The sequence below is a fragment of the Streptomyces sp. NPDC048349 genome (genome assembly GCF_040651925.1).
GTDB lineage: Bacteria > Actinomycetota > Actinomycetes > Streptomycetales > Streptomycetaceae > Streptomyces.
The window spans coordinates 24426-44655 of record NZ_JBEZLA010000029.1 but is presented as its reverse complement, the minus strand read 5'-3'; the positions used below and the strand labels follow the sequence as shown (position 1 = coordinate 44655).

The following is a 20230-nucleotide window of genomic DNA, read 5'->3' as shown; positions in this document are numbered from 1 at the left end:
GCAGGGGTCGCGCCCTTGCGCACGTCCGGGGAGGCCCCGAGCGGACCGACGCAGCGGGTCAGGCGGGGACGGCCTTTTGTTCCTGGTCGCCGTCGGAGTCCAGGGGCGGCTGCGCGACGGTACCCCGCACCAGGCAGTCCTCGAAGAAGCCGAAGCAGCGCAGGTGGTAGGCGCGGGCCGCGTGGCCGAGGCTGATGTTGTGGCCGGCCCCCGGCTGCCGGTCGATGTGCACCCGGGGGGCGGCGGTGAGCCGCGACCTCAGCTCGGCGAGCGCTTCCCGGTCGTAGCGCCACCACGGCTCGTGCTCGGCGAACGTGAACCGCAGGGGCACGCGGACGCGGCCCGCCGCATCCCGGAAGACCTCGGGCCAGCGGACGACGTCGGCCTGCTCCCGGGGCGGGACGGGGGCCACGATCGACCCGCAGGTGGAGAACGTGCTCGGCGGGTAGAGGCGCAACGGCCCCCAGCTGCGCCGGCCTCCCCTGGACGCGCCCGTACCGGTGAAGGCGTCCGGTGCGTAGCGGTGGCCACAGCCGGAGACCTCCACGCCGAGCAGGTCGGCGGGAGCGTGGTCCGCGGCCGTGAGCAGCGCGACCTTGCCGCCGAAGGAGTGGGCCAGGAGGAAGGTACCGGCGCCGGTCGGGTACCGCGCTGCGAAGTCCCGTACGGCGGCGGCCAGGGCGGCCGCCTGCTCGGCGACCGGCAGTCCCTCGGGCAGGGCCCGGGCGGACCGGCCGTAGCCCGGCCGGTCGACGGCCACGACCGTGTACCCGAGCCGGGCCCCCAGGGTGAGCAGGGAGAAGTCGGGCAGGGCCTGGCTGTCGAAGTAGCCCGCGCTCATGCCCGCCCCGTGCACCGCTACCACCGTCGCCCGCGCAGCGCCCTGGGGCGGTGCGCAGAGCAGGGCGGACAGGGCGGTCCCGTCGGCGTCCAGGTCGATCCGGCGCACCCCCGCGGACAGCTCGGCGCGTGCGGAGCTCATGCCGGCACCGCCCCGGAGCCCGTCTTCCGGATCGGGCCCGCGGCCGGCTCGGCGCCGACGATGATGACGTCCGTGTCCACGGGAGCATCCTGCGCTCGGATTGTCGTATTCATGACGTGACGCGCCGAACCCGGTCCGATCTGCTCGGTCCGTGATCTTGTCCGGTCTGCCGCGTGTCGAAGCAGGCCCGTGATCGTTTCTTCAGCCGTAACCCATGAATCCCATGGACCTCGCGCGCGATGCGAAATCGGGAGGACACGCGGTGACCGCTTGGCAGTACCTCGCCGGGGCGGGCCTGGTGGCGGCCCTCTGCCCCCTGCACGGCCACGTGGCGGTCGCGGGCGACGGGCACGGCCGCGGCGCCCGGCTCGACGTGTGCGTGCCGGACGGCGAGCCGGGACGGCCCGTGTTCCGGCCGCCCTCGGTGCGCACGGGCGTGCCCGGAGCCCGGCGGCCCACCGTGCACCACCCGGGACGGTCCCCGGAGCCGCCCGCCGCCGCTGACCGGCCCGAGCCCGTGCGGCCGCCCGGGGTGCCGCAGCCGCCGAGTCCGGCGGGGCCCGCAGCGAAGGCCCGGGCCGGGGTGGCGCAGGCGCCGGTGCCCGCGCCGGGTCCTGGGTCCGGTCCCGGCCCGGACCGGGCGGACGCACCCGCTCCGCCCCGGCCCGGAGCCTCGGCCGCGCCTGTGAGCGCCTTCCACGTGCGTCCGTACCGCTCCGTGGCCCTGGAGCGGCGCGGGCCGGGCGGGATGTCCACCGTGATGCTCATGGTCGTCGTCACGACCCCGGCCGTGCTGGCGGCCGCCGCCCTGCGCCCCCGCTCCAAGAGCCGCGGCTGACCGCCGCCGCGCATCCACGTACCGAACCGCCCTCCGAACCGCCCTCCGAACCACCACGGGAGAATCCACGTGTCCGAATGGCTGGTCCTGGCCATCGCCATGGCGCTCGTCTGCGCCCTCGTCCTCGCCATCACGCTGATCCGGCACCGCCGGGCCGCCGACGACGAGGACACCAGTGAAACCCCCGATGTCATCGAGTACATGACCATGATGGTGGGCGTGGTCTACGCGATCGTCCTGGGCCTGGCCATCGCGGGCGTCTGGGAGGCGCGCGGCGCCGCCGAGGACAGCGTCCGCCGCGAGGCCCAGGCGCTGTACGAGGTCACCCAGCGCGCCGACGTCTACCCGGCCGCCGTCCGGGACCGGATCCGCGGCGAGGTGGACGCGTACGTCTCCCACACGGTCGCCGTGGACTGGCCGCTGCTGACCTCCGGGGAGGGCGCGTCGGCCGAGGGGGCCCAGCTGCTGGGCAAGCTGCGCAGCGACGTCACCCACCAGAGCCCGGCCACCGAACTCCAGGCGCAGGCCTACCAGCCGCTGCTGGACCACATCGCCGCCGCCGACGACGCCCGCCACTCGCGGACCCAGAGCTCGGAGTCCACGCTGCCCAGCGTGGTGTGGTTCGGGCTGCTGGTCGGCGGGGTGGTCACCGTCGGGCTGATCTTCACACTGCAGATCCGCCGCTCCGGGCGTGAGCTGCTGCTGGCCGGGCTGTTCAGCGCGCTGATCGTGTTCCTGCTGTTCATGGTGTGGAGCTTCGACGCGCCCTACGGGCGGGAGGGGATCGACTCCGCCGGCCCCTTCCAGGACCTGTTCCCGGCGACGGCGGTGGCCGCCGCGCGCTGAGTCCCTGCCCGCGGCTCAGGCGTGGCCGCTGCCCGAGAGGGCGGCCTGCTGCCGGACCGCCCGCACCAGCGGCGAATGCCGCAGGGCGTGGGAGATCCGCAGCAGGTCGCGCGGTCCGTCCGCGGTGTCGAGCACGGTCTCCTCGCCGGCGCCGATGACCCTGCCCTCGGGGTCGGCCGAGCGGGCCTGAACGGCGGCCGCGACCATGGCGGCGTCGGCGACCGCGCGGGCGGTCGTCTCGTCGGCGCCCTCGGCGAGGGCGCGCTCGTGGGCCTCCTCGCGCAGGCGCCGGTCGAAGTACGGGCCCAGGTGCAGGAATCCGTCGTGGATGTCCGACTCGCGCTGGATCACGCGCAGCTCGGCGGCGGACCACCAGGCCATCTGCACCGAGGGGGTGCCGCCGGGCGCGGCGATCTGCACCTCCTGCCACAACGAACCGAGCCTGCGGTACGTCGTCCAGGTCTCCCAGCTGTCCGACAGGCGCTGGCACACGAGCGGGAGCACGAAGCCGATCGCGCTGATCAGCGCTCCGACGGAGGCCAGCGGCGGGGCGACGAGCGTGCTGAGGAAGTCGAGGTCGTGACCGGTCCAGCGGGCCACCACCGCGGACATCTTGGTCGCGTCGTAGCTGAGGTTGAACATGTAGCCCGCGACGATGATCATCAGGCCGACCCGCAGCCAGCCTCGCACCTGGAGGGACCAGCGCCAGCACATGGCCACCATCACCACCGCGGCCACGTTGTGCGCCACCAGGTAGAGGGCGATCATCTCCCGGATGTACGGGGTGTTCGCGTAGTGGGTGTCCAGGTCGCGCAGCCGCTCCTGCGGGGCCTCGCCCAGGGCGAACAGCACGACCAGGGCCACGATCACCACGCTGTAGCCGAGGATCCAGCGCCGCGAGGTGCGGCGGGTCTCCTCGGGCGGTCCGCCCCGCCAGTTGACGACCAGGACCAGGCAGGAGGCGCTGAACGCGGTGATCAGGCAGTACACCAGAGGGGCGGAGATGTTCGGGACCCCGGTCCAGCGGTTGACGGCCGCGATGGTGGGCGGGGCGGCGAAGGCGAACACGGCGCCGGCCAGTGTCAGCAGCGCGCAGACGGAACGGAGCAGCGGGTCACGCCAGTTGTGGCGCAGGGCCGGCAGCTTGAAGGCGAGCGAGACCGCCATGGCGGCTGCCGGTATGTAGTAGTCCTGGCCGTTCAACGATCGTTCCTGTGCCCCCGATAGCCCAGCGCTGCCTCGATCCGGCCCGCCAGATGGTCCCGCTGCGCCGGTGCCCGGTGGCTCGCCGACCCGGCGAGCCAGGTCCGGCACCGGCTCCCCAGCAGTAAGCCGAAGGTCTCGGCCTCGGTCTCCTCCCGTACGTCGGCGCGCGTGCGCGCGGCGACGCGGCGGACGGTCTCGCCGATGTCGGCCTCGTCGGACAGCAGCCGGGCGGCGACGGCGGCGCCGTCGACGTGGTGGCTGCAGTGGCCGGCCTTCATGTGCCACAACTCGTGGCCCAGGATCACCAACTGGTGGTCGGGTGCCGTGCGCTCCTCGATGACCACGAGATCGCGGTCCGCCATGTCGAGCCACAGTCCGCTGGCCGTCCCCGGCGGGAACGAGGCCATCCGGAAATCCACCCGGCGGCCGCGGTGTCTGCTCATGCCCTCGCAGAGGGCGGCGTAGAGGTCCACGGGTTCCACGGGGGCGGTCAGCCGGATCCCGGCCACCAGCTCCCCGCACAACCGCCGCTGCTCTCTGCCTATGCTCACCGTTCTCCCCGTCGGCGCGGATCCGGATCAGGACTCAAGGATCAGACCCAGATGTTCGACTGGGTCAGGATTCGTTCGGTTTGACGCTTTCGAGGAGCATGTCCAGCCATTCGGTCACCTTGTCCCGGTGCTTGTCGCTGGGCAGTTGGGCGGCTCTCCAGGCGATGCCCCGCACACCGTGGTTCTGGAGGAGTCTTGCCAGCGGATCGCCTGCCGAAGCGGCCGCGGCCGGTACGTTTTCGCGCGCGCGGACCGCGAAGTCCTGGAGCAGCTGCTGCTCGGTCCGCAGGAGCGCGTCGGTGAGGGCGTCCGCGTCGTGGGCGGTGAGGAAGCCGGCGTGCACACCGAAGAAGCGCTGGATGGCGTCGCAGTGCTCCATGGTGGGGCGGCGGTCGCCGTTGATCAGGGCGCCGGCCTGCTGCCGGGACATCCCGGCGCCGTCCGCGATCTCCTGCTGCGTGTAGCGGCGGCCGTTGGGTTTGACCCGGGTGCGCCGCAGCAGGTCCAGGCGCTGGAGGAACCGGGTCTGGAGGTCGGGTTCGCCGGCCGGCCTGCCGTCGAGCAGGGTCCTGACCACGTCCGTGGGCACGCCGGACGCCTCCGAGAGGCGCCGCAGGTCGAAGACCTGGTTCAGATCGCGGCCCAACTTGCCCGCGAGTTCGGCGACACGCGTGACGGTGGCTGTCAGGGGTGCGTGGGCTACCGCGACGGGAGCCGGGAAGCCGTCTGTCACCAGGGGTTCTCCTAGTTCGCGCGAAGTCGGTACGGGCACATGGTCGGCTCCTGGAATCTAGCTGTTATCGCACCGAAGGGCTAGAACGTGCCACAGCTGTGGCGGGAATGAGCTGTCAAGAGGCTTGAATTGCCACAATAGTTGACACTCGAATGAGGTCGGTAGCAGGATCGCCACACGGAAATGAAGATCCAGACCGTGAGGAGGGGGAGCTCTCGGTGCCACATCTCGCAGCGGTGGGCCCGGCCGACGGCCTCGCCCGAGCCGGTGAGGAGCGCCTGGCGGGCGAGGAGTCCGCACGCGGCGCCGTGCGGTCGGAGCGACGCAAGGAGATTTTGCGCCAGCGCCGCGAGGAGCTGGGGCTGAGCCAGGAGGACCTCGCCGCTCGGCTGCGCATCAGCGTGCGCGCGTACGGCAATTGGGAACGCGGCCTGGTCAAGGAGTGGACCGACCGCAAACTGCTGGCCCTGGCAGAGGCGTTGGAGATGAGCGAGAGGCAGTGCTTCTGGCTCTTCCGCGTCATGGTCGACCGCGACCCCCCGCCCACCTGGCGGGCGGCCGAGGAGAACCGGCTGCCCGAGGACCCTGCGCAGCGCGACTACTTGTGCGACTACGCGGCGCTCATGGAAGCCGTCCCCTACCCGAGCTTCCTGGTGGACCACCGCTGGGACGTCGCGCTCACCAACTCGGCCTTCGACCGGCTCTTCCAGTCGGTCCGGCCGCATCCGACGGCCCTGCCGGACGACAACTTCCTGCGCTTCGTGCTGTTCCACCCGGATGCGGCTGCCGTGCTGGAGGACCACGAACCGGGCTGGTGCGTACCGCTGCTGGCCCAGTTCGCCACCGCGCTCGCCGCGGCCCCGGAGGACGAGGGGCTGCGCAGCATCCGCCAGGAGGTGGCCCGCGATCCGTTCATGGAGGCGGCCTACCGCTACGGGGTGCCGCACTGGCTGAGCAAGCGCGGAGCAGACGCGGCGGAACAGGACGGGGCGGTACGGACCGTGCGCCACCCCGACCCGCGGCGGGGGGTCGTGCGCTGCCGGATGGTGGCCGAGACCAGCCGGATGCTGGACGGGATGGGCCTCACCCGCATCACCCTGATCCTCTCCGCGCCGCAGGGCGCGCCGCTGGGTCCCGTCCGCGGCGGCGGGGCCGCCCGGCAGCAGGGCGCCCGGCTGCGCGCCGTGCCGTCGCTGGGGGAGTGAGCGGCCGGGGGAGACTGTCCCCGTAGGTCGCGTGCCACGGATCCCGTGCCGGTCCGGTGTCACCGATCGTGGCACTGGCGTCGGTGAAGGGCGGTAAGGGCGTGCGGTTGACGATCCTCGGCGGGGGCGGGTTCCGGGTACCCCTCGTCTACGGAGCACTCCTCGGCGACCGTGCCGAGGGCCGGGTGACCGAAGTGACCCTGTACGACGAGGATCCGGCGCGGCTCGCCGCCATGGCCCGGGTCCTCGCGGACCAGGCGGCCGCCGCCGGGGTGCCCGACGCCCCGGCCGTCACGGCGACCCGGGACCTCGACGAGGCCCTGCGCGGGGCCGACTTCGTGTTCTCGGCCATCCGGGTCGGCGGACTCGAGGGGCGGGCCGCCGACGAGCGGATCGCCCTGGCCGAAGGGGTGCTGGGCCAGGAGACGGTGGGCGCGGGCGGGATCGCCTACGGACTGCGGACCGTGCCGGTGGCCCGGGAACTCGCGCGCAGGATCGCCCGTACGGCCCCGGACGCCTGGGTCATCAACTTCACCAACCCGGCGGGTCTGGTGACGGAGGCGATGGCCGAGCAGCTCGGCGCGCGCGTGATCGGCATCTGCGACTCGCCCGTGGGGCTGGGCCGGCGCATCGCCCGGCTGCTGGGGGCCCGGCCGCAGGAGGCGTGGATCGACTACGTCGGTCTCAACCACCTGGGCTGGGTGCGCGGGCTGCACATCGGCGGCCGTGACCTACTGCCCCGGCTGCTGGCCGACACCGAGGCGCTGGAGTCGTTCGAGGAGGGCCGGCTCTTCGGGGCCGAGTGGCTGCGCTCGCTGGGTGCGATCCCGAACGAGTACCTGCACTACTACTACTTCAACCGCGACACCGTACGGGCGTACCAGGAGGTGAAGCGGACGCGCGGGGCCTTCCTGCGCGACCAGCAGCGCGGTTTCTACGCCGAGGCGGGCGCGGCCGGGCTGCCGCCCGGGGCGGCGCTGGCCGCCTGGGACCGGACCCGGGCCGAGCGCGAAGCCACGTACATGGCCGAGAACCGCGAGGCGGCGGGGGCCGGCGAGCGCGACGGCAGCGACCTGGAATCCGGTGGCTACGAGCAGGTGGCGCTCGCGCTGATGCGGGCCATCGCCCGCGACGAACGGGCCACGCTGATCCTCAACGTCCGCAACGGCTCGACCCTGTCCGTCCTCGACGCGGAGGCCGTCATCGAGGTGCCCTGCCTGGTCGACGCCAACGGCGCCCACCCGGTGGGGGTCGCGCCGCTGCCGCTGCACGCGGTCGCGCTGGTGACGGCGGTGAAAGCGGTCGAGCGGGAGGTCCTGGCGGCCGCGGCGAGCGGCTCCCGGGCGGCCGCCGTGAAGGCCTTCGCCCTGCATCCGCTGGTGGACTCTGTGGGGGTGGCCCGGCGGCTCCTGGAGGGGTACGCGGCCGCCCATCCGGGCCTGGCCCACCTGCGCTGACGCCCGCTACGGGGGGTCTCGAGGGCTCGCCCGTACGGCGCAGTGCCGCATGCGGCGGGGCGGGGGGACTGTGAGAGTGCGAGGGTGACCACAGCCCCCGCCGCAGCTCCTGCGCCCCCCGTGCTCGACCGGCGGCGGCGCAACGTCATCTTCGGCACGATCATGCTGGGCGTACTGCTGGCCGCGCTGGACCAGACGATCGTCGGAACCGCCCTGCCCACGATCGTGGCGGATCTCGGCGGCGGGGACCACATGTCGTGGGTGGTGACCTCCTACCTGCTCGCGGAGACCGTCGCGACGGTGCTGGTGGGCAAGTTCGGCGACCTGTTCGGCCGGAAGCTGATCTTCCAGCTGTCGGCCGTCATCTTCATCAGCGGCTCCTTCCTGTGCGGCCTGGCCGGGAACATGACCTTCCTGATCCTGTGGCGCGGCGTCCAGGGCATCGGGGCCGGCGGCCTGATGGTCACCGCGATGGCGCTGATCGCCGATGTGGTGCCCCTGCGCGAACGCGGGAAGTACCAGGGCATGATCGGCGCCGTGTTCGGCGTCTCCACCGTCATCGGACCGCTCCTCGGAGGCCTGTTCACCGACCAGCTCAGCTGGCGGTGGTGCTTCTACGTCAACGTCCCGATCGCGATCCTCGTCGTCATCGCGGCCGCCCGGACGATCCCCTCGGTACGGGCCGCGGGCAAGCCGGTCATCGACTACCTGGGCATCGCCCTGGTCGCGATCGGCGCGAGCGCCCTGATCCTGGCCACCAGCTGGGGCGGGAACGAGTACGCCTGGAGCTCGGCTCCGATCATCGGCCTGTTCGCGGGCGGCGCCCTCGCGCTGGTGCTGTTCTGCCTGGCCGAGACGCGCGCCGCGCAGCCGATGCTGCCCATGCGGCTGTTCCGCAATCCGGTCTTCTCCGTCTGTTCCGTCCTCAGCTTCGTCGTCGGGTTCGCGATGCTCGGCGCGATGACCTTCCTGCCGACCTACCTCCAGTACGTCGACGGCGACTCGGCCACGATCTCGGGCGTCCGGACCCTGCCCATGGTCTTCGGGCTGCTCCTCGCCTCGGTCTTCAGCGGCAACGTCACCAGCAGGACGGGCCAGTACCGGATCTTCCCGATCGTGGGCTGTGCGGTCATGGGCGCCGGCCTGTACCTGCTGTCGCGGATGGAGCCGGGGACGAGCACCCTGCTGGAGTCACTGTTCATGTTCGTGCTCGGTACGGGCATCGGGCTGTCCATGCAGGTGCTGACGATCGCGGTGCAGAACACCGTGGACTACGCCGACCTCGGCACGGCCACCTCGGGGGTCACGTTCTTCCGTACGCTCGGCAGCTCCTTCGGCACGGCGGTGTTCGGGACGATCTACGCGAACAGCCTGGGGCCCGAGCTGAAGGCGGCGGTCGCGGAGGCGGCGCGGCTCACCGGGGAGGACCCGGCGCAGCTGGCCCGGGAGGCGTCGAGCCCGCAGGGGGTCCACGGGCTCGATCCGACGGCCGCGGGGCCGGTGGTCGACGCCTACGCGCACGCCCTGCACACGGTGTTCCTCTGGACCGTGCCGGTGGCGGCGTTCGGGCTTGTCGTCGGGCTCTTCCTCAAGCAGGTCACGTTGCGCGACAGCGCCCGCGCCGGGTCGACGGACATGGGCGACGGCTTCGCCTCGCCGGCCACGGCCAGCGGGGACTCGGCCAAGCTGCTGGAGCTGGCGGTCGGCAAACTCGTCAGGAGCATGGGGCCGCAGACGGCCCGCTCGATCGTCCACGCCTCCGACACCCGGCTGGACATGGCGGGCGCGTGGGCGGTGATGCAGGTGGAACTGATGACCCGGACGGTCGGCTACGCCAGTCTCGGCCTGATCGCCGGGCGCCGTTCCGTGCCGTCGGAGGTCCTGCTGCCGGTCTTCGACCGGATGGTGGAGGAGGGCTACCTCACCCGCGAGGGCACCTTCTTCACGCTGACCCCGGCCGGACAGCGGGAGGCCGACGTCATCTCGGCGGCGTGGGCGGACTGGCTCGGCGACCAGCTGGAGAAGGACCGGGGCCGGCCCCGGAGCGCGGAGCTGCGGGTGGCGGCGGACGCGATCGCGAAGCGGCTGCTCGCGGAGGACCTGGGCGAGGGCAACTTCGCGCCGCGGGCGGTGGCGTAGTGGGGAGGCGGGGGAGGCGGGGGTGAACCTTCCGGTCAGAGCACTAGGCGGTCGGGTAGTCGTACGAGGGCACGGCCGGCAGTGTCGCGAGGTCCGGGCGCCAGCTGCGCAGGACCGCCGCGGACGGCGCGTAGAGGGCCGAGGGGATGTCGGCCGGGGCGAACCACTGCCAGCGGGCGATCTTGTCCGGCTCGGTGACGGCGGGGGTGCCGTGGGCCGTCGTGGTCACGGCGGCCGCCGTGAGCCGGGTCAGGCCCGACACCGCCTCGATCTGCACGGAGAGGATCCGGATCCCGCCCGGGTCCGCCCGCAGAGCCGTCTCCTCGGCGAGTTCCCGGGCGGCGGCCTGCTCGAAGCCCTCCCCGGGGTCGACCTTGCCCCCGGGCAGCTCCCAGCGGCCGTCGTGCGCCTGCCCGAGCAGGACCCGGCCGTCCGAACCGATCACCACCAGACCGACGCCGACGACGGCGTTCGGCCGGGGGACGGCCCGCTCGGGGCGTTCGGGGCGTTCGGAGCGCTCGTCGGTGGTGCTCATGTCCGTCCTTCCGGTGAAGTGGTGGGCCTGGCGCGGACGTGGATCCGCTCGCCCTGCGGCCCGAAGAGGCTGAGGCACTCCGCCCCGTGCGGACCTGCGTTGAAGAACGCGTGCGGGGTGCGGGTGTCGAACTCGGCGACCTCCCCGGGGCCGAGGACGAGGTCGTGCTCGCCCAGCAGCAGCCGGATGCGTCCGGAGAGCACGTACAGCCACTCGTAGCCCTCGTGGACGCGCAGTTCCGGCACCGCCGGGGTGCCTTCGACTGCCGGGAAGACCTGCTTGAAGGCGTGCACCCCGCCGAAGTGGCGGGTCAGCGGCACGATGGTGGTGCCGTGGCGGACGAGCGGCCGCGGGCGGATCCGCGGGTCCCCCGTCTCGGGCGCGCCGACCAGCTCGTCGAGCGCCACCCGGTGCGCCTTGGCCAGCGGCAGCAGCAGCTCCAGCGTCGGCCTGCGCTGTCCGGACTCGAGCCGGGACAGGGTGGAGAGCGAGATGCCGGTGGCCTCGCTGAGCTGGGCCAAAGTGGTGCCGCGCTCCTGGCGCAGGGCGCGCAGCCGCGGTCCCACGGCGGTCAGCACGCCGGCGAGTTCCTCGTCCTGCTTCTCGGTGGCCATGTTCCCATTTGCCGCTTCGGCAACAACATTTGTCAAGTTCGTCCGCCGGGAAGATCCTCACCGGTATGGACAGCGAAAAGGATGCACACGCGATGACGGAACGGTTCGACGTGGTGGTGGTCGGCGGCGGAGCCGCCGGGCTCGCCGGAGCGCTGACCCTGGTCCGCGCCCGCCGCTCGGTGCTGGTGATCGACTCGGGCAGTCCGCGCAACGCCCCCGCCGCGCACCTGCACGCGTACCTCGGCCACGACGGACGCAGCCCGGCCGACCTGCTGGCCGCGGGGAGGGCGGAGGTGGCCGGCTACGGCGGGCGGATCAGGACGGGCACGGTCGTCGCCGCGGACCGGCTGCCCGACGGGGGCTTCCTGGTCCGCTGCGGGGACGGCTCGACCGTCCTGGCAGGGCGGCTGCTCGTCGCCACCGGTCTGGCGGACGAGCTGCCCGCGGTGCCGGGTCTGCGGGCGCGCTGGGGGCGGGACGTGCTGCACTGCCCGTACTGCCACGGCTGGGAGGTGCGGGACGAGCCGGTCGCGGTGCTGGCCGACGGCCCCCTCGCGGTGTTCCAGGCCGGGCTCTGGCGGCAGTGGAGCGAGCGGACCACCCTGCTCGCGCACACCTGGCGGCTCACCGGCGAGGACCGGGACGTGCTGGCCGCCCGGGGCGTCGACGTCGTCGAGGGTGAGGTGACCGGGCTCGTGGTGGACGAGGACCGGCTGACCGGGGTGACCCTGGCGGGCGGCGGCGCGGCCCGGTGCGGGGCGCTCGTGGTCGCACCCCGGTTCACCGCCCGCTCCGGAGTCCTGAAGGGCCTGGGCCTGCCGTCGGCCGCCCTGGAGCGGGACGGCCACGTCATCGGGACCTGCGTCGAGTCCGACCCGATGACCGGAGCCACCGCTCATCCGGGCGTCTGGGTGGCGGGCAACGTGACCTCCCCGATGGAGCAGGTCGCGGGCGCGGCCGCCCAGGGGGTGCGGGCGGCCGTCGCGATCAACACCGACCTGATCGAGGCGGAGACCCGGCGCGCGGTGGAGGCGTACCGCGCGGGGGCGGCGGAGCGTGCGGGGGAGGCGGACGGACCAGGCACCCCTCGGTCCGCATAGCGGCCGCACGGCGTCCGCACCTGCCCACCCCCTCGGGCATTCGTGCGGGTTTCGGACGGCCTTCGATCGCGCAGGCTCTGGGCGATCTGATCGTCGTACGGTTCATCGGCTCAGGGGGGCGCAATGGCACACGTACTGGTCATCGGCGGAGGTGTCGGAGGGCTGGCCACCGCCCTGCTCGCGGCACGCCAGGGCCACACGGCGGAACTGTTCGAGCGCGACACGCGCGCCCCGGGTACCGCGCTCGACCGCGACTTCTTCGGCTGGCGTCGCCCGACGGTGCCGCAGGCCGGCCAGCCGCACGCGCTGCTGGGGGCCGCACGCACCGTCCTGCGCGAGGAACTGCCCGACGTCCACGCGGAGATGCTCCGGCTCGGAGCCCGCGAGCGGCACGAGCTGGACTGGTTCGACGAACGGCCCCCCGCCCGCCCCGGCGACGAGGACCTCGTCATGCTCCAGGCGCGGCGGATCGTCCTGGAAAGCGCACTGGCCACCGCCCTGCGCGCCGAACAGGGCGTCGTCTCGCGGTACGGAGAACCGGTCACCGGCCTGCTCACGGCCCCCGGGGTCCGGGTGACGGGAGTGACCACCGAGTCGGGGAGCTACGAGGGGGACCTCGTGGTGGACGCGGGCGGACGGCGCGGCGGCGTGGAGCGCTGGCTCACCGCGGCGGGCTGCCGCCCGCCCGTCGTGGAACGGCACCGCACCGGGCTCGCCTACTTCTGCCGCTGGTACCGGCTGCCCGAGGGCATGGACGAGGGGCCGCGCCGCCCGTGGGCGGTGACCGGCGGCGTCTTCGCCGGATGCGCGGTCTTCCCCGCCGACAACCGGATCTTCGCCGTGACGCTCTTCGTGCACACCACCGACACCACGCGCTCGGCGCTGCGCGACCCCGCCGTCTTCGAGGCCGCGGCCCGCGCCTTCCCGCCCGGTGCGGCCTGGCTGGCACTCGGGGCCGAACCGCTGTCGGAGGTGCTGGCCACCGCGAGCCTGGACAACCGGTGGAGCGCGCTCGTCGACGAGCGGGGGCCGGTGGTGACCGGGCTGGTGCCGGTCGGTGACGCGGTCACGCACACCAACCCGACCCTCGGGCAAGGCACTTCGCTCGCCCTGTGGGCTGCCCGCAGAGTGGCTCGTACGGCGCACCGGGACCCCGGTTCGGAGCGTTTCGCCGCCGAGCACCACGCCTGGGCGGTGCGCACCCTGAAGCCGTGGTTCGACTTCCAGGTCGTCGCCGACGCGGCCATCGGGGAGCGTTTCGCGACCCGGGTCGGGCGGACGGGGACGGCGCGCGAGGTGGCGGCGCTGTTCGACTGCGCGCTGGAGGATCCGGAGGTGATGCGGGCCCGGGCCAGGGTCCGGCACCTGGCCGACATGCCGGGGGAGGCGTACGCGGATCCGCAGATCCGGGCCCGGGTGGCGCGCTGGCTGGCCGCGAGGCCGGACTACGAGCCGAACGCGGTCGGACCGGACCGTGCGGAATGGGAGAAGCTCACGGCGGTCTGAGCCGAGCGGCCCGCCGGCCCGGTCCGGCGGCTGCGGCCCGCCAGCCGCTGGTCGCCGCCCGCCAGCCGCGGGTTGCCGCCCGGCCGCTGCCCGCCGCCCCGCTGCCGCCCGCCGCCCGCCGTCAGCGGGCCGGCGGAGCGCCGAGGACCTCGGCGAGGTCGTAGTGGACGACCTCCTCCAGCTGGGTGTAGGTGCAGCTCTCCGGAGTGCGGTCGGGGCGCCAGCGGCGGAACTGGGCCGTGTGGCGGAAGCGGTCGCCCTCCATGTGGTCGTACTTCACCTCCAGGACCCGCTCCGGGCGCAGCGGTACCCAGGACAGGTCCTTCTTGCCGGTCCAGCGGCTCTGCGCGCCGGGCAGGCGGGCGCTCTCGTGGGCGGACTCCTCGGCCCATGCCCCCCACGGATGGCCCTCGGGGTCCGGCATGCGCAGCGGTTCGAGCTCTTCGACGAGCTCGGCGCGGCGCTTCATGGGGAACGCGGCGCACACACCGACGTGCTGGAGCGCTCCGTGGCCGTCGTACAGCCCCAGCAGCAGCGATCCGACAATCGGACCGCTCTTGTGGAAACGGAAACCCGCGAGGACGACGTCCGCCGTACGCTCGTGCTTGATCTTGAACATGAGGCGGGCATCGGGCCGGTAGGGGAGATCGAGGGGTTTGGCGATCACCCCGTCGAGCCCGGCGCCCTCGAACCGGTCGAACCACTCCTGCGCGAGCGCGGGATCGGTGGTCGCGGGCGCGAGATGGACGGGGGGCCGAGCGGTGGAGAGGGAGCGGACGAGGGCGCTGCGGCGCTCGGCGAGCGGGGTGTCGAGCAGGGCCTGGTCGCCGAGCGCCAAAAGGTCGAAGACGACGAAGCTGGCCGGGGTGGTCTCGGCGAGCATGTTCACGCGCGAGGCGGCGGGATGGATGCGCTCGGTCAGCTGGTCGAAGTCCAGACGCCCGCCGCGGACGATCACCACCTCGCCGTCGACGACGCAGCGGTCGGGCAGGTTCGCCTTGAGGGCCGTCACCAGCTCGGGGAAGTACCGGGTCAGGCTCTTGCCCGTCCGGCTGCCGATCTCGATCTCGTCGCCGTCGCGGTGCACGATGGCCCGGAAGCCGTCCCACTTGGCCTCGTACTGCATCCCGGGCGGGATCTTCGTCACGGACTTGGCGAGCATCGGCTTCACGGGCGGCATCACCGGCAGGTCCATGCTGTCGATTCTGCGGCGCTACGTCCGAGCCCGCCCGCCGTGCGCACCCGGCCGGACCCGCCTACCGTGGCGCACATGGGTGCTGCCGGCAATGCCATCGAGCTGGACGCGGGCGGGCGGACGGTACGGCTGTCCAGCCCGGACAAGGTGTACTTCCCCGAGCGCGGCCTCACCAAGCGGGACGTGGCCGAGTACTACCTGGCCGTCGCGGACGGCATCACGCGTGCCCTGCGCAACCGGCCGACGACCCTGGAGCGCTACCCCGACGGGGTGGAGGGCGAGTCCTTCTTCCAGAAGCGGGCGCCGAAGAACCTCCCCGACTGGATCCCGACCGCCCACATCGAATTCCCGAGCGGGCGCAGCGCCGACGAGATCTGCCCGACCGAGCCGGCCGCCGTCCTGTGGGCCGCCAACCTGGGCTGCCTCACCTTCCATCCGTGGCCGGTGCGGCGGGAGGACACCGACCGGCCCGACGAGCTGCGGATCGACCTCGACCCCCAGCCGGGCACCGACTACCACCACGCGGTGGCGGCCGCGCACCAACTGCGCGCCCTCCTCGACGAGCTGGGGCTCCGGGGCTGGCCCAAGACCTCGGGCGGCCGCGGCCTGCACGTCTTCGTCCCCATCGAGCCGCGCTGGACCTTCACCGAGGTCCGCAGGTGCGCCATCGCCCTCGGCCGGGAACTGGAGCGCCGGATGCCGGGGAAGGTCACGACGGCCTGGTGGAAGGAGCAGCGCGGCGAGCGGATCTTCGTCGACTACAACCAGACGGCGCGCGACCGCACGATCGCCTCCGCCTACTCCGTCCGCCCCCGCCCGCACGCCCCGGTGTCGGCGCCGCTGCGCTGGGACGAGGTGGACGACGCGGAACCGCGCGACTTCGACATCGTGACGATGCCGGCCCGCTTCGCCGAACTGGGCGACCTCCACGCCGACATGGACGACCACGCCTTCACCCTCGACGCCGTACTCGAACTCGCCGCCCGCGACGAACACGATCACGGCCTGGGCGACATGCCCTACCCCCCGGACTATCCGAAGATGCCGGGCGAACCCAAGCGCGTCCAGCCGAGCCGCGCGAAACACGAGGACTGACCATGCTCACCACCGACTACGAGGACGGCGCCCCGAACTGGGTGGATCTCGGTACGCCGGACATCGGCGCGGCCGCCCGGTTCTACGCAGGACTGTTCGGCTGGGACTTCCGGGCGGGCGGCGAGGAGGCCGGCGGGTACGGGATGTTCCACCTCGGCGGCAAGACGGTCGCGGGCGGGGCGGCCGTGCCGGCGGACCAGGGCCCGGCGGCCTGGCAGGTGTACTTCCGGACCGCCGACGCGGACGCCACGGCGGCGGCCGTGCTCCGGGCGGGCGGCAGGGTGATGGCCGAGCCGATGGACATCAGGGACTCCGGCCGGCTGGCGGTCTTCGCGGATCCGGAGGGCGTGGGCTTCGGGGTGTGGCAGCCCGGGAGGAACGAGGGCCTGGGCGCGGTGACGGAGGTCGGCTCCCTGTGCTGGACCGAGCTCTACACGGGCGACATCGACGCGGCGGCCGAGTTCTACCACGCGGTGCTCGGCTGGCAGATCGGCGGTGTGCCGTTCGACGGCGGTACGTACACGACGGTCCGGCCGGCCGGCACGACGGAGGAGGCGGCCATCGGAGGCCTGGTCCCCCTTGCCACGGACCCCGTCGAGGACGCCGAACGGCCGTACTGGACGCCGTACTTCGAGGTGACCGACTGCGACGCGACCGCGGCGGGGGCGGAGGAGGCGGGGGGCAAGGTCCGGATGACGCCGATCTCCCTGGAGGGAGTCGGCCGCATGGCCAAGCTGGCGGACCCCTTCGGGGCCCGGTTCGCGGTCATCGCCAGCGTGCCGCCGCCACCGCCGGGGCAAGCGGCGTGACCTCGTGTTGATCGAGCGTTGATCGGACGTCCATCGAGGGCGGCCAGGATCACCGGCATGTCGATGAACACCACTGCCGCCGCCCCCACCGCCTGGTACGACCTGGCCCTGTGCGCCCAGACCGGCCCCGGCTTCTTCTTCCCGGAGCCGGGCTCGTCGCTGCGCGATGCGAAGCGGCTGTGCGGGGCGTGCGAGGGGCGGGCGGCGTGCCTGGAGTACGCCCTGGCCAACGACGAGCGCTTCGGCGTCTGGGGCGGCCTCTCGGAGTCCGAGCGCCTGGCCCTGCGGTCCCGCCGCAGCTGACCGGCTCGCGCAGCTGACCGGCTCCGCCCGCACGGCGGGCCATGACGCGAAGCCCCGGCAGAGCGCTGCTCTGCCGGGGCGAAACGACCTCACGCGAGTGTGCGAGGGGAAGCCGGCGGGCCGGGGGCCCGTGGCCGGTCAGCCCTGGCGGGCCGCGAGGCGCGCCGCGCGGGCGGCCAGGCGCTCGTCGAACTTGCGGGCCTCGGAGTCCAGGCCGTTCATGAACAAGCCGAGCTCCTCCTGGGCCTTCTGACCGTCCGGGCCCAGCCCGTCGATGTCCATGATCTTCAGGAAGCGGATCACGGGGCTCAGCACGTCGTCGTGGTGGATCCGCAGGTTGTAGACCCCGCCGATCGCCATCTGCGCGGCCATCCGCTCGAAGCCCGGCATGCCGTGTCCGGGCATCCGGAAGTTGACCACCACGTCCCGAACGGCCTGCATCGTCAGGTCCGGGGCGAGCTCGAAGGCCGCACCCAGCAGGTTGCGGTAGAAGACCATGTGCAGGTTCTCGTCCTGCGCGATGCGTGCCAGCATCCGGTCGCACACGGGGTCACCGGACTGGTGGCCGGTGTTGCGGTGCGAGATGCGGGTGGCGAGCTCCTGGAAGGCGACGTACGCCACCGAGTGCAGCATGGAGTGGCGGTTGTCGGACTCGAACCCCTCCGACATGTGCTGCATCCGGAACGCTTCCAGCTTGTCCGGGTCCACGGCGCGCGAGGCCAGCAGGTAGTCGCGCATCACGATGCCGTGGCGGCCCTCCTCGGCCGTCCAGCGGTGCACCCAGGTGCCCCAGGCGCCGTTGCGGCCGAAGAGCGTGGCGATCTCGTGGTGGTAGCTGGGCAGGTTGTCCTCGGTCAGCAGGTTCACGACCAGCGCGATCTTGCCGATGTCGGTGACCTTGGACTGCTGCGGGTCCCAGGCTTCGCCGTCCTCGAAGAAGCCCGGGAAGTTGCGGCCGTCGCTCCACGGGACGTACTCGTGGGGCATCCAGTCCTTGGTGACCTTCAGATGGCGGTTGAGCTCCTTCTCGACCACCTCTTCCAGCGCGTACAGCAGCTTGGCGTCGGTCCACGCCTCCGAGCTGCCGAGGTGGGGAGAGGTGATCGTCACGGGTACTCCTGGGTGCAAAGCGAATTACCTACGGTTCCGTAGCCTACGGAGTCGTAGGTTAAGCGCGACATCAAGACCAGCCAAGCCCCAGGCGGGGCTATGACCGGTTACATCCAGTTATCTGTGCAGTTGGAAGGCGTCTCGGAGGGGATCCGGCGGGCCAAAGTCACGCCACCAGGTGGTCCGGCCACTGCCGCCTTGACGGCTGGGATCACGTCGAGGCCTGTGACGGGGACTGGGTGACCGGGACCGGCGACCGGATCGGTGGCCGGGACCGGCGGCCGGGGCCGGTGACCGGGGCCGGCGACCGGTGCTGGTGGCCGGGGCCCGTCCTTGCGCCCCGCCCGGCCGGGCCTGCCGCCGGATCAGTCGTGCCACAGCGTCTCCCGGACCTCCTCGGCCGTGGTCGCACGCAGCTCGCCGTCCAGCATCAGCCACCGGGTGATGCCGATCGACTCCAGGAACGGCACGTCGTGGCTGGCCACCACGAGCGCCCCCTCGTACGACTCCAGCGCGTCCGTCAGCTGCCGAACGCTCGCCAGGTCCAGATTGTTGGTCGGCTCGTCCAGCATCAGCAGCTGCGGAGCCGGCTCCGCCAGCAGCAGCGCCGCCAGCGCCGCGCGGAAGCGCTCGCCGCCGGACAGGGTGCCCGCGGGCCGGTCCGCCCGGGCGCCGCGGAACAGGAAGTGCGCCAGCCGCGCCCGGATGAGGTTGTTCGTGGCCTGCGGGGCGAACCGCGCCACGTTCTCCACCACCGACAGGCCCTCGTCGAGCACGTCCAGCCGCTGGGGCAGGAACCGCGTGGTCACGTGGGTCACCGCCGCCCCGGCCTCCGGCGCGAGCAGCCCCGCGACCGTACGCAGGAGCGTGGTCTTGCCCGAGCCGTTGCGGCCCACCAGCGCGACCCGCTCGGGGCCGTGCAGCTCCCATTCGCCCCGTACGGATGCCCCGTGGGCCAGGCGCAGCCCGCTCATCGTCAGCACGCGCCGGCCGGGCGGGACCTGGGTGGCGGGCAGTTCGATGCGGATCGCGTCGTCGTCCCGGACCGCCTCCACCGCGTGGTCCAGCCGTTCCTTGGCCTGGGCCAACTTCTCGGTGTGCATGATGCGGTGCTTGCCGGCCGACTCCTGCGCGGCCCGCTTGCGGGCTCCCATCACGATCTTCGGCTCGCGCTTGGTGTCGTACATCTTCTGTCCGTACCGCTTGCGCCGGGCCAGTTTGACCTGGGCGTCGGCCAGTTCGCGCTTCTGCCGCTGCACGTCGGCCTCCGCGACCCGGACCATCCGCTCGGCAGCCTCCTGTTCGGCGGCGAGCATCTCCTCGTAGTCGGTGAAGTTCCCGCCGTACCACCGGACTTCGCCGTCGCGCAGATCGGCGATCTGGTCGACCCGCTCCAACAGCTCGCGGTCGTGGCTGACCAGGACCATCACGCCGGTCCAGGACTCCACCGCCGCGTACAGCCGGCCGCGGGCCCGCAGGTCCAGGTTGTTGGTCGGCTCGTCCAGCAGCAGGACGTCCGGACGCGCGAGCAGCAGGGCGGCCAGTCGCAGCAGCACGCACTCGCCGCCGGAGAGTTCGCCGACGGTCCGGTCCAGGCCGATCCGGGCGAGCCCGAGCTGGTCGAGCGTGGCCAGGGCCCGTTCCTCCACGTCCCAGTCGTCGCCCACGGCGGTGAAGTTCGCCTCGGTGGCCTCGCCCGCCTCGATGGCGTGCAGGGCTTCGCGGGTGCTGCGGATGCCGAGCGCCTCGTCCACGCGCAGAGCGGTGTCGAGGGTGACGTTCTGCGGGAGGTACCCGACGCTGCCGGCGACCGACAACTGGCCTTCCGAGGGCGTCAGTTCGCCTGCGAAGAGCTTCAGCAGGGTGGACTTCCCGCAGCCGTTGAGCCCGATCAGACCGGTACGGCCGGGGCCGATCGCGAGCTGGAACCCGTCGAACACGGGCGTGCCGTCGGGCCAGTCGAAGGACAGTGCGGAGCAGGTGAGATAAGCAGGGGCGTGGCTCAT

19 protein-coding genes are annotated in these 20230 nt (G+C 72.9%); 10 read left to right on the top strand and 9 right to left on the bottom strand.

What is annotated here, in order from left to right; genetic code table 11:
* Nucleotides 1–58: 58 nt before the first annotated feature.
* Complete coding sequence (locus AB0D44_RS17765) at nt 59–982, bottom strand: alpha/beta fold hydrolase (protein WP_362591324.1); 924 nt, start codon at nt 980–982, stop codon at nt 59–61.
* Between the two features lie 262 nt (nt 983–1244).
* On the opposite strand from AB0D44_RS17765, the gene AB0D44_RS17760 reads away from it, so the two are divergent.
* Both AB0D44_RS17760 and AB0D44_RS17755 read left to right on the top strand, forming a co-directional pair.
* Nucleotides 1245–1820: a hypothetical protein gene (locus AB0D44_RS17760; RefSeq protein ID WP_362591322.1), complete on the top strand. Its 576-nt coding sequence runs from the start codon at nt 1245–1247 to the stop codon at nt 1818–1820.
* A 69-nt stretch (nt 1821–1889) separates the two neighbouring features.
* A complete protein-coding gene (locus tag AB0D44_RS17755) occupies nt 1890–2666 on the top strand; it encodes a hypothetical protein (protein ID WP_362591319.1) in 777 nt (258 codons plus the stop codon).
* Nucleotides 2667–2681: 15 nt separating this feature from the next.
* On the opposite strand, the gene AB0D44_RS17750 is transcribed toward AB0D44_RS17755, so the two are convergent.
* The 3 genes from AB0D44_RS17750 to AB0D44_RS17740 all read right to left on the bottom strand — a co-directional run bounded on the left by AB0D44_RS17750 (nt 2682) and on the right by AB0D44_RS17740 (nt 5156).
* Entirely contained in the window at nt 2682–3869 is a 1188-nt protein-coding gene (locus tag AB0D44_RS17750) for an MAB_1171c family putative transporter (protein WP_362591316.1), read from the bottom strand.
* Nucleotides 3866–4423 (bottom strand): toxin-antitoxin system, toxin component, encoded by a 558-nt coding sequence (locus AB0D44_RS17745; RefSeq protein ID WP_328928674.1) that lies wholly within the window; start codon nt 4421–4423, stop codon nt 3866–3868. Before AB0D44_RS17745 ends, AB0D44_RS17750 begins: the two co-directional genes overlap by 4 nt.
* A 64-nt stretch (nt 4424–4487) precedes the next feature.
* Nucleotides 4488–5156 (bottom strand): helix-turn-helix transcriptional regulator, encoded by a 669-nt coding sequence (locus AB0D44_RS17740; RefSeq protein WP_362591313.1) that lies wholly within the window; start codon nt 5154–5156, stop codon nt 4488–4490.
* 218 nt (nt 5157–5374) lie between these two features.
* Between AB0D44_RS17740 and AB0D44_RS17735 the strand changes: the two genes are divergently transcribed.
* From AB0D44_RS17735 to AB0D44_RS17725, 3 genes are all read left to right on the top strand, one after another.
* A complete protein-coding gene (locus AB0D44_RS17735) occupies nt 5375–6361 on the top strand; it encodes a helix-turn-helix domain-containing protein (protein WP_362591310.1) in 987 nt (328 codons plus the stop codon).
* 101 nt (nt 6362–6462) lie between these two features.
* Nucleotides 6463–7818, top strand: coding sequence for a 6-phospho-beta-glucosidase (locus tag AB0D44_RS17730; RefSeq protein ID WP_362591421.1), 1356 nt, complete (start codon nt 6463–6465; stop codon nt 7816–7818).
* A 162-nt stretch (nt 7819–7980) separates the two neighbouring features.
* Nucleotides 7981–9957 carry an MDR family MFS transporter gene (locus AB0D44_RS17725; protein WP_362591418.1) on the top strand — a complete coding sequence of 659 codons (1977 nt, stop codon included), beginning with the start codon at nt 7981–7983 and terminating at the stop codon, nt 9955–9957.
* Between the two features lie 43 nt (nt 9958–10000).
* Here AB0D44_RS17725 and AB0D44_RS17720 read toward each other — a convergent pair whose 3' ends face one another.
* On the bottom strand, nt 10001–10492 hold the full coding sequence (locus tag AB0D44_RS17720) for an NUDIX hydrolase (protein ID WP_362591307.1): 492 nt from the start codon (nt 10490–10492) through the stop codon (nt 10001–10003).
* A complete protein-coding gene (locus AB0D44_RS17715; RefSeq protein ID WP_362591304.1) occupies nt 10489–11106 on the bottom strand; it encodes a helix-turn-helix transcriptional regulator in 618 nt (205 codons plus the stop codon). Before AB0D44_RS17715 ends, AB0D44_RS17720 begins: the two co-directional genes overlap by 4 nt.
* A gap of 92 nt (nt 11107–11198) precedes the next feature.
* Between AB0D44_RS17715 and AB0D44_RS17710 the strand changes: the two genes are divergently transcribed.
* Together AB0D44_RS17710 and AB0D44_RS17705 are read left to right on the top strand one after the other, a co-directional pair.
* Nucleotides 11199–12206: an NAD(P)/FAD-dependent oxidoreductase gene (locus AB0D44_RS17710; RefSeq protein WP_362591301.1), complete on the top strand. Its 1008-nt coding sequence runs from the start codon at nt 11199–11201 to the stop codon at nt 12204–12206.
* Nucleotides 12207–12329: 123 nt separating this feature from the next.
* Complete coding sequence (locus AB0D44_RS17705) at nt 12330–13712, top strand: NAD(P)-binding protein (protein ID WP_362591298.1); 1383 nt, start codon at nt 12330–12332, stop codon at nt 13710–13712.
* A 121-nt stretch (nt 13713–13833) separates the two neighbouring features.
* Here the strand turns inward: AB0D44_RS17705 and AB0D44_RS17700 are convergent, their stop codons facing one another.
* Entirely contained in the window at nt 13834–14907 is a 1074-nt protein-coding gene (locus AB0D44_RS17700; protein WP_362591295.1) for an ATP-dependent DNA ligase, read from the bottom strand.
* A gap of 75 nt (nt 14908–14982) precedes the next feature.
* Here AB0D44_RS17700 and ligD point away from each other — a divergent pair, with 75 nt between their 5' ends.
* Genes ligD through AB0D44_RS17685 form a run of 3 tightly spaced genes read left to right on the top strand, consistent with a single transcriptional unit; the run spans nt 14983 to nt 17114 of the window.
* Entirely contained in the window at nt 14983–16002 is a 1020-nt protein-coding gene (gene ligD / locus AB0D44_RS17695) for a non-homologous end-joining DNA ligase (protein ID WP_362591292.1), read from the top strand.
* A 2-nt stretch (nt 16003–16004) separates the two neighbouring features.
* Nucleotides 16005–16811 (top strand): VOC family protein, encoded by an 807-nt coding sequence (locus AB0D44_RS17690; protein WP_362591289.1) that lies wholly within the window; start codon nt 16005–16007, stop codon nt 16809–16811.
* 57 nt (nt 16812–16868) lie between these two features.
* Nucleotides 16869–17114, top strand: coding sequence for a WhiB family transcriptional regulator (locus AB0D44_RS17685; protein ID WP_362591286.1), 246 nt, complete (start codon nt 16869–16871; stop codon nt 17112–17114).
* 138 nt (nt 17115–17252) lie between these two features.
* Here AB0D44_RS17685 and AB0D44_RS17680 read toward each other — a convergent pair whose 3' ends face one another.
* Nucleotides 17253–18224 carry an acyl-ACP desaturase gene (locus tag AB0D44_RS17680; protein ID WP_362591283.1) on the bottom strand — a complete coding sequence of 324 codons (972 nt, stop codon included), beginning with the start codon at nt 18222–18224 and terminating at the stop codon, nt 17253–17255.
* A gap of 365 nt (nt 18225–18589) precedes the next feature.
* The gene (locus AB0D44_RS17675; RefSeq protein WP_362591280.1) at nt 18590–20230 is read right to left on the bottom strand and encodes an ABC-F family ATP-binding cassette domain-containing protein; all 1641 of its coding nucleotides are present in this window, start codon (nt 20228–20230) and stop codon (nt 18590–18592) included.

Excerpts from the sequence above, each read along its gene's own strand:
- AB0D44_RS17690 (WP_362591289.1), top strand. The coding sequence starts at position 16,005 with ATGCTCACCACCGACTACGAGGACGGCGCCCCGAACTGGGTGGATCTC.
- AB0D44_RS17685 (WP_362591286.1), top strand. The coding sequence starts at position 16,869 with ATGTCGATGAACACCACTGCCGCCGCCCCCACCGCCTGGTACGACCTG.
- AB0D44_RS17675 (WP_362591280.1), bottom strand. The coding sequence starts at position 20,230 with ATGAGCCACGCCCCTGCTTATCTCACCTGCTCCGCACTGTCCTTCGAC.
- AB0D44_RS17725 (WP_362591418.1), top strand. The coding sequence starts at position 7,981 with ATGCTGGGCGTACTGCTGGCCGCGCTGGACCAGACGATCGTCGGAACC.
- ligD (WP_362591292.1), top strand. The coding sequence starts at position 14,983 with ATGGGTGCTGCCGGCAATGCCATCGAGCTGGACGCGGGCGGGCGGACG.
- AB0D44_RS17710 (WP_362591301.1), top strand. The coding sequence starts at position 11,199 with ATGACGGAACGGTTCGACGTGGTGGTGGTCGGCGGCGGAGCCGCCGGG.
- AB0D44_RS17700 (WP_362591295.1), bottom strand. The coding sequence starts at position 14,907 with ATGGACCTGCCGGTGATGCCGCCCGTGAAGCCGATGCTCGCCAAGTCC.
- AB0D44_RS17720 (WP_362591307.1), bottom strand. The coding sequence starts at position 10,492 with ATGAGCACCACCGACGAGCGCTCCGAACGCCCCGAACGCCCCGAGCGG.
- AB0D44_RS17765 (WP_362591324.1), bottom strand. The coding sequence starts at position 982 with ATGAGCTCCGCACGCGCCGAGCTGTCCGCGGGGGTGCGCCGGATCGAC.
- AB0D44_RS17715 (WP_362591304.1), bottom strand. The coding sequence starts at position 11,106 with ATGGCCACCGAGAAGCAGGACGAGGAACTCGCCGGCGTGCTGACCGCC.
- AB0D44_RS17705 (WP_362591298.1), top strand. The coding sequence starts at position 12,330 with ATGGCACACGTACTGGTCATCGGCGGAGGTGTCGGAGGGCTGGCCACC.